The 947-nt window shown below is 70.7% G+C and carries 1 protein-coding gene and 1 pseudogene; one reads left to right on the top strand and one right to left on the bottom strand.

From position 1 onward, the window contains the following. On the bottom strand, positions 1 to 242 hold a 242-nt coding region (locus I71_RS36280), incomplete at its 3' end, for a tetratricopeptide repeat protein (RefSeq protein WP_244433993.1). A gap of 53 nt (positions 243 to 295) precedes the next feature. Here I71_RS36280 and xseA point away from each other — a divergent pair. After that, positions 296 to 947 (top strand): annotated as a pseudogene (gene xseA / locus I71_RS22695) (exodeoxyribonuclease VII large subunit); the annotation flags it as partial.

Raw genomic sequence — 947 nt, 5'->3', positions numbered from 1 at the left:
CCGGGGCGGGCGCCCCTGCCCAACCTGCCCCGACCCAAAGCGCCAGCCATAGCCGGGCCAGCCGCGGTCGAAGTCGCCGGCCTCCAGCCGCAGCAGTCCCTGTTGAAATGGGCGAGCGACAGATCCGGCCGCAGCGTCAGTGCCCGGTCATAGCAACGCTCCGCCCCCTCGCCATCGCCCAGCCGTTGCCGGGCGAGCCCGAGATTGCTCCAGGCCTCGCCATAGGCCGGGTCGAGCGCCAGGGCGCTGCGATAGCAGTCGGCGGCACCGGCATGATCGTGCCGGCCTTGTCGCAGATGACCTGGAGGTCATCGTCACCGGGCGCATGACGACCTACCCCGGCCGCTCGCAATACCAGCTGATCGTCGAGTCGATGGAGCTGGCCGGCGAAGGTGCCCTCCTGAAGATGCTGGAGGAGCGCAAGCGCCGTCTGGCGGCGGAGGGTCTGTTCGACCCCGCCCGCAAGAAACGCATCCCCTTCCTGCCAGACGTGATCGGTGTCGTCACCTCCCCCACCGGGGCGGTGATCCGGGACATCCTGCACCGGTTGAACGACCGCTTTCCCCGCCACGTCCTGCTGTGGCCGGTCGCCGTCCAGGGCGAGCGCGCGGCGGCCGAGGTGACGGCGGCCATCGAGGGCTTCAACCGCATCCGGCCGGATGACCGCATTCCACGACCGGATCTGATCATCGTGGCGCGCGGCGGCGGCTCGCTGGAAGACCTGATGGCCTTCAACGAGGAGAATGTCGTCCGTGCCGCCGCCGCCAGCACCATCCCGCTGATTTCCGCCGTCGGGCACGAGACCGATACCACCCTGATCGACTTCGCGTCCGACCTCCGCGCCCCCACCCCGACCGCCGCCGCCGAGATGGCGGTGCCGGTGCGCGGCGAGTTGCTGGCCCAGATCCTCGACGACGAGCGCCGGCTGCTCGCCAGCGCTCGCGCGC

It is taken from the genome of Azospirillum sp. B506 (assembly GCF_000333595.1).
GTDB lineage: Bacteria > Pseudomonadota > Alphaproteobacteria > Azospirillales > Azospirillaceae > Azospirillum.
This window is presented reverse-complemented; position numbering and strand designations above follow the sequence as displayed.